The organism is uncultured Veillonella sp. (assembly GCF_963522475.1).
Taxonomy (GTDB): Bacteria; Bacillota; Negativicutes; order Veillonellales; family Veillonellaceae; genus Veillonella.
Genome location: NZ_CAUQYW010000014.1, coordinates 45614 through 51903 on the forward strand (window position 1 = coordinate 45614; position 6290 = coordinate 51903).

The following is a 6290-nucleotide window of genomic DNA, read 5'->3' on the forward strand; positions in this document are numbered from 1 at the left end:
ATGTTGTATTGTATTATATATGAACTAAAATTTCATCATAGTTTTAATCTATAAATAACTGATATGTTTTTATTATATACAAATTCCCCCATCCATGATAGGATATAAATATTATAAAAATAGAAAGGGATGGTTATATGAAATTAAAAACATTATTAGCACCATTACTTATCGGTGCTCTTGCATTTGCTATCGCTGGTTGTGGTAGTACATCAAATCAAGCAACGCAAACACCAAAAGAAATCAAAATAGGTGCTACATCTGGTCCTCATGCACAAGTAGCTGAAGCTGTAGCAAAAGAAGCTAAAAAACAAGGAATTGATCTTAAAGTAGTTGAATTTTCTGACTATGTAACACCTGATAAAGCCCTTGCAGATGGCGACATTCAACTAAACGCTTATCAACACGTACCATTTATGGAAAACTTTAATAAACAAAATGGTTCCAACTTAGTAGCAATCGGTAAAACCATTTTAGTACGTATGGGCTTATATAGTAATAGCGTACACAGCGTACAAGACGTACCTGAAGGCGCTACTGTTTCTATCCCAAATGACCCTACAAATGGTGGTCGTGCATTAGCATTATTAGCGAAAGCTGGATTAATTACCTTAAAAGATGGTGTTGGCTTCAAGGCAACAGTTGCGGATATCACATCTAACCCAAAAAATATTAAGATTCAAGAACTAGAAGCAGCTCAATTACCTCGTAGTCTAGATGATGTAACAATTGCAGTTATTCCAATGAACTATGTACAAAGTGCTGGTCTTAGTGTAGAAAAACAAGGTTTCTTCTTTGAATCTAAAGATGAACCACTAACAGTTATTGTACTTGCGGTACGTAGTGAAGACAAAGACAACGAAACTTACAAAAAAATTGCAGACATTTACAAATCTGATGCTATTAAACAATACATCGACGAAACATTCAAAGGCACTATTACAACTGCCAACTAATATAATTTATAGCGTCACTGTATAGCTAAAAAGAGATACTCCAATGATTACAATCATTGGAGTATCTCTTTTTTACTCTTCTGTATCAAATGTAACATCTAATGGTTGACGCTCTACAATATTGCGATATCGTACTTTAGGATACCCCATAAGAAGGCCACCAGCTACAATTTTGTCATCAGGTACACCTAATTCATCTAATAATGGTTGGTATTCAGCTTCTCCAGCATGCTCAAAGAAGCCAGCCCAGCAAGTACCCAGCCCTACAGTAGGTGCATAAAGTTCCGCATATGCTAAACAAGAATGACCACTATCATGTGTACGATGAATATCCTTCTTAGAACCAATTGCAACGACCAATGCAGGTGCATCACGTAAGATATATTCTTTTCCCTTATCGACTTCTGCTTGTGCAGCACGAGCATACAAGCGCATAATAGGAACGGTTTTAGCCGCTATATGCATCCATTCGAGAACAAGATCTGCAATACGATGTAATCGTTTTTTATCACGAATTACAATATATGAAATTCCTTGTGTATTAGTTGCTGTAGGAGCCATTCGTGCAACATTCAATACTTTACGAATCAGTTCCACAGGAACAGGTTTATTTTGATAGTTACGGATAGAACGGCGACTACGTAAAAATAGCTCAGCTTGTTCTGCCGTTAATTTCGGTTCTTTAGTAACATCGATTTGCTCATTGCGAGGTGTCATATCACTATCCAAAGCAAGCGTAGGGCATATAGAAACACAATGCCCACAAGAGATACAACCTCCCTTGCCAGTTACAGGTCCATTATCGGACATCACTAGTAACCCAGTTGGACAGTCGGCTACGCAAAGACCGCATCGTGTACAGACTTCTGTATTGACGGTAAATAACATCTGATAAATCCTCCAAAAACCACTATAACGCTTATTATAACACAATCAATCAATGGTTATCTAGGCTACATATACTTTCATCGGTTATTAATTCTATTTTGATGGGGCCCGGTTCTGTTTCGACAACCTAGTAAAAAAGTACGAATATACTTGCTTGCTCCGTCCTTCGTAAAGTCGCTGCACAAGTATATTCGTACTTTTTTTACTATATTTATAAAGACGTCCCATCAAAATAGGTATACTGACCATTAAATACGTAACCCCTAGATAACCTAATTAACTCCTATAAAAAAGCTTTATAGGAGTAGCGCCACGCCCACCGTACAAGAAGAACTAGCCTACGGCTAGTCTTTCCCACCCTCGCCCCACAAAAAGCAGATTGAGTAAATATCTGATGTAGCTTGTGATGGGACTAGTTAATAGCAGGCGCTCAAATAATAAAAAGAGTTCCCTATGCAGCGACTTTGCGAAGAACGGAGCAAAGAGGGAACTCTTTTATTATTTATTGAGTTGTCGCAATCTAACAGGGCCCCATCACAAGCGAAAAAGCATTTACTCAAATGCTTTTATGAGTTTCATGTATTCTGCTTTGTGTGTTAATCTCCATGTTCCAAAGTCTGGTTCCGAAGATTCGTTTAAAATATTTGCCAAGGTTTCTAAGAATTCTGGAATTTTTGTAGCTACGATATTACCTGCCATTTTACCAAAGTTTTCAGAACCCATATGTTCTGAGCCTCCGTCCACAAGAATAAACGCTACTGTAGGTTTTTTATCTACTAGTTTTACAGCGCCGTGAAATCCAATTTCGCCTATTTGGTGTGTGCCACAGGAGTGCGGACAGCCAGAGATGTGTAAACGGGGTAACTTTCTAGTATCTACACCCTTTTCTTTAAGATGTCCGAAGATGTCTTTCAAAAGACCATTAGAGTCTTGCATACCAATTTGACATACTGTGGAGCCCACGCAGGATACGGAACGGCGAAAATCATTTTCTGCACTATCATCAGTTAATTCTGCAATTTTACGAGCCTCATCAGCCGTAAGATTAATGAAGAACATTGCTTGATCTGGAGCAATACGCGCTTCTACTTGGTCGAGACCCACTGCATAATCAAGAGCTGCTAATAGATGTTCTACATTAGCATCGCCCCCCATTGGATGATATTCTACATAGTATAAACCTTCTTGTTTTTGACGATGAATACGATCGTTTTCCACAGAATCATCACGCTTACCAGTTTTTGTAATTTCATAAGCATAGTCAGTAGGATTAATAGTTAATTGTTCAACTTCTTTCACCATTGCCAATGTTTCTTCATAGGTTTTGATGAAAGCTTCAGCCCCACCCATTTCAGCCGGCATGTAACGGGTACGAGCCTTACCGCGATTTTTAAAATTACCGTGGTTAGCAAAGACCATGAGCATAGCTTTTACATGGTATAAAATATCCTCAGGCGCTACATCATGTGCAACAGGAATTCCAATACGAGGATTTGGACCAATACCACCACAAGCGTATACATCAAAGGTATTGTGTTTTGTTAAATTAAAACCAAGGTCCTTAAAGGTAGCATGTGGCGTACTATCAAAACCATTATCGATGCCCATCTTGAACTTGCGAGGAATTTTTATGTAGAACATTTGCTCTAGAAGGAACTCGCTAATAGCCGTCGCATATGGCGTAATATCTAACGTTTCACGAGGATCGATACCACGTAGGATACTAGCTACAACATTAGGGTTATCACCACCAGCACCTCTGTTATAGATACCGTGGTCATAGCATTCTTTATAAAGATTTAAAATTGTATCACCATCAAGGCCATGCATTTGCAAGCATTGACCGGTAGTAAAATGTACATGTTGCAAGTTATATTTACGAATGGAGTCCGCTAAAAATTGCATATGCTCACGCGTCATACGCCCCCCATTGAAGCGCCAACGACTCATACTAGAACTAGCCCCACGTTCAGCATAACTACCATAGGCACCAGATTGACCCTTATAATCTGCAATAGACATTTCTTTCTTATAGAATTTATGCGTCATATCTTCAAACTTTGGATAATCTGCAATTAATCGATCTTTCAATTCTTGTGTAATCATACTATTACCCTCTTGGCTTATATCTATTAAGCATACTACAAAACTTTGTATTGCTAAGTATACCATACACGCACACGTATGTTAGTAGCTACGCTCACAATTTTAATATCAATTACAAATAATATGCTTTACAATCTGTAATAATAATTATTTTTAATAAAATATTGTATCAATATATAGTAGATTTCAAAAAAAAAGAACAGTCCTAAGACTGTTCTTTTTTATGATTAGTTCTGAAATTGTAATGATGATACTTTTATATGAAATCCATAACGTAAGAATTTATACATTACCTTCATTAGGATTGTTATAGGCATCTTTATCAATAGTGCCCATGATTTTATCTACTACAAGCGCATTTGTTAAAGAACCAGATACGTTCAAGCATGTACGGCCCATATCGATTAATGGATCGATAGCAAGAATTGGGCTAATAGATGTAAAGTACGCACCAAGGCCTGTACCACTAAGGGATACGGATGCAGCCATTGTAGCAGTACCAGGAACACCAGCAATACCAACAGAACCGATAGCGATAACGATAACACTCATAATGTACATAGTCAAATCAAATGGAATATTGGCTACATTAGAGATATATACAACAACAAGTGCAGGGAATACACCGGCACAACCTTGCATGCCCGCAGTAGTACCAAAAGATGCTACTGTATTAGCTGTTGTAGCATTTACACCAAGACGTTTTGTTAATGTTTCCACAGTTAGTGGTAGTACGCCCATGGAGGAACGAGATGTAAAAGCCAATAAGAGCGGAGCTTTTGCTTTTTTGAAATATGTAATTGGATTGTATCCAAAGCTAGCAATCAAGATAGCTTGAACAACGAACATAACCAAAAGACCAACGTAAAGCAATACTACGAATAGACCCATGTCTAAGATAGCTTGCAAGCCACGTGTTGCCAATGTAGATGCCAACAATGCAACTACGCCGTATGGCATAAGACCAATAATGAAGTCTGCTACCCAAGAAATTAATTGATGAAGTTCATCAAATAACTTAGTGAAGATTTCCATGCTATTTGTGCCTGTTTTCTTCAACAAACGAGCAACGCTACCCAAGATAATAGCAAATACTACGATGCCAATAACATTAGTTTCAGCAGCTGCTTGAATTGGATTACTTGGAATCAACGCACGGAATGTATCAACCATTGGTTTAATTTCGCGAATCTTTTTACCAGATTCGACAACATCGAAACCTTGACCTAACCCAAAGGCATTACCCAAGATAAGGCCAACTATAGCCGCAACAGCTACCATACCAAGGTTTGTAGATACCATAGCAACTACTAACTTTTTAAGGTTAGCACCCGCCTCCATGTGCAAGATAACATGGACGATGGAAATAAATACAATAGGAATAACAAGCATGCGGATCAAATCGATGAAGCCGCCCCCCACTAGAGAGAACCACTTAGTACTTTCCTTGATGTAAACCACTTTAGATGGATCATCTGGGAAGCCTGCAATAATTTGAATAATAATACCAAGTACGGCACCAACAATAGTACCAATAATAACGAGATTACCAAAGGATGTACCTTTGCGTTGCAAAGCATAAACACCGATTAATGCGAGCACAAACACTACGATAATACCGATACTTAATGGATTGCTTAGCATGAGGTAATCTGTAAAAAATGGAATATTCATAATACACCTCTTTAATTCATATCACAATAATAGGTTATGAATTAAGTATAGCATATATCGAAAATTTTACAAGTAAAACAATTCGAATTTTACAAGTTTATCTATGCCGAATCTGCAAGCTCCATAAACACGTTAATCTCCATAGCTCTACAGATGCCTATATAGTTCCAAGAGAGCTCTACATCATAATAGGAATCAACACATATAAAAAAAGGTGACCTTCCTAAGGAAGATCACCTTTAAAGTGATTCAGTTATAGCTATACCTAGTTAATGTATTAGCGCTTAACCAAAACGTAAGTTACTTGGATAGGACCATGAGCACCATCTACAGTTACTAACTCAATATCAGCTGTACGGGATGGACCAGAAATCAAGCAAACGTTTGTAGGGAATTTAGATGGATCGTTATGATAACGTTCCGCCAAATGTTCCATAGTTTGAGTCATACGTGGATTGATTGTATCAGTGTACAATACAGCAATATGTGTTGTAGGCAACAAGCTGATAGCACGGCCAGATTCTTCACCAGATGCTTGTACTACAGTAGCTGTTTCAGCAATACCACAATATGGGAATGTAATACCGATATCTGCATTGGCAGTGTTGGAGATACATTCTTCACGGCCTTTAGCTGGGTCCCATTGGAAGTATGTACGAGTGCCGC

5 protein-coding genes are annotated in these 6290 nt (G+C 38.0%); 1 reads left to right on the forward strand and 4 read right to left on the reverse strand.

What is annotated here, in order from left to right; genetic code table 11:
* Positions 1-137 precede the first annotated feature (137 nt).
* A complete protein-coding gene (locus RWP19_RS07950) occupies positions 138-956 on the forward strand; it encodes a MetQ/NlpA family ABC transporter substrate-binding protein (RefSeq protein WP_314357219.1) in 819 nt (272 codons plus the stop codon).
* A gap of 72 nt (positions 957-1028) precedes the next feature.
* Here the strand turns inward: RWP19_RS07950 and RWP19_RS07955 are convergent, their stop codons facing one another.
* The 4 genes from RWP19_RS07955 to RWP19_RS07970 form a co-directional block, all read right to left on the reverse strand.
* Positions 1029-1844, reverse strand: a complete 816-nt coding sequence (locus tag RWP19_RS07955; RefSeq protein WP_295209472.1) for a nitroreductase family protein — start codon at positions 1842-1844, stop codon at positions 1029-1031.
* 552 nt (positions 1845-2396) lie between these two features.
* Complete coding sequence (locus RWP19_RS07960; protein WP_314357220.1) at positions 2397-3950, reverse strand: nitrite/sulfite reductase; 1554 nt, start codon at positions 3948-3950, stop codon at positions 2397-2399.
* A gap of 282 nt (positions 3951-4232) precedes the next feature.
* Entirely contained in the window at positions 4233-5624 is a 1392-nt protein-coding gene (locus tag RWP19_RS07965; RefSeq protein WP_314357221.1) for a cation:dicarboxylate symporter family transporter, read from the reverse strand.
* Positions 5625-5901: 277 nt separating this feature from the next.
* Positions 5902-6290: lactate utilization protein C (locus tag RWP19_RS07970; RefSeq protein WP_314357222.1), on the reverse strand; the 389-nt coding region annotated here is incomplete at its 5' end.

What these genes read in the sequence shown, in the direction of transcription:
- RWP19_RS07950 (WP_314357219.1), top strand. Translation starts at nt 138, where the DNA reads ATGAAATTAAAAACATTATTAGCACCATTACTTATCGGTGCTCTTGCA.
- RWP19_RS07955 (WP_295209472.1), bottom strand. Translation starts at nt 1,844, where the DNA reads ATGTTATTTACCGTCAATACAGAAGTCTGTACACGATGCGGTCTTTGC.
- RWP19_RS07960 (WP_314357220.1), bottom strand. Translation starts at nt 3,950, where the DNA reads ATGATTACACAAGAATTGAAAGATCGATTAATTGCAGATTATCCAAAG.
- RWP19_RS07965 (WP_314357221.1), bottom strand. Translation starts at nt 5,624, where the DNA reads ATGAATATTCCATTTTTTACAGATTACCTCATGCTAAGCAATCCATTA.